The 519-nt window shown below is 47.0% G+C and carries 3 tRNA genes; all 3 read left to right on the top strand.

Annotated elements, in window-relative coordinates:
• Positions 1-204 precede the first annotated feature (204 nt).
• The 3 genes from D1Z92_RS17135 to D1Z92_RS17125 all read left to right on the top strand — a co-directional run bounded on the left by D1Z92_RS17135 (position 205) and on the right by D1Z92_RS17125 (position 445).
• Positions 205-280 (top strand) — tRNA-Asn (locus tag D1Z92_RS17135).
• Between the two features lies 1 nt (position 281).
• Positions 282-354, top strand: a tRNA-Thr gene (locus tag D1Z92_RS17130).
• A gap of 19 nt (positions 355-373) precedes the next feature.
• A tRNA-Glu gene (locus D1Z92_RS17125) sits at positions 374-445 on the top strand.
• Positions 446-519 lie beyond the last annotated feature (74 nt).

Raw genomic sequence — 519 nt, 5'->3', positions numbered from 1 at the left:
ACCTTAAAGCAACGCTACGAAGAAACAACGTAACACTTCTTCTTTCACTTTCAGTTTTGAGGGTGCACAAGTTATTACGAAGTAAAAACTACTTCGTAAGCATTAGAACAAAAAGTTAAACAAAGTTTGACTGAGTTCGATCCTCAAGCAGCAAAAAAAGCTTCAAATATTCGAGATTTTGACGAAGTCAAAACTCATCATTGTTCCTCGATAGCTCAGTTGGTAGAGCACTCGGCTGTTAACCGAGTTGTCACAGGTTCGAGTCCTGTTCGAGGAGCCATGCTCCCATAGCTCAGCAGGTAGAGTGCTTCCATGGTAAGGAAGAGGTCACCGGTTCAAATCCGGTTGGGAGCTTCGTCATTGTTATTATTGTGGCCCGTTGGTCAAGCGGTTAAGACACCGCCCTTTCACGGCGGTAACACGGGTTCGAATCCCGTACGGGTCATTTTTGGACGCTTAGCTCAGCTGGGAGAGCATCTGCCTTACAAGCAGAGGGTCGGCGGTTCGATCCCGTCAGCG

Origin of the sequence: Longirhabdus pacifica (assembly GCF_004115085.1) — a bacterium.
In the GTDB taxonomy this organism is placed as follows: domain Bacteria; phylum Bacillota; class Bacilli; order Paenibacillales; family DSM-105158; genus Longirhabdus; species Longirhabdus pacifica.
Note: the sequence above shows the minus strand (reverse complement) of the source record. Positions and strands in the feature narration are given on the sequence as shown.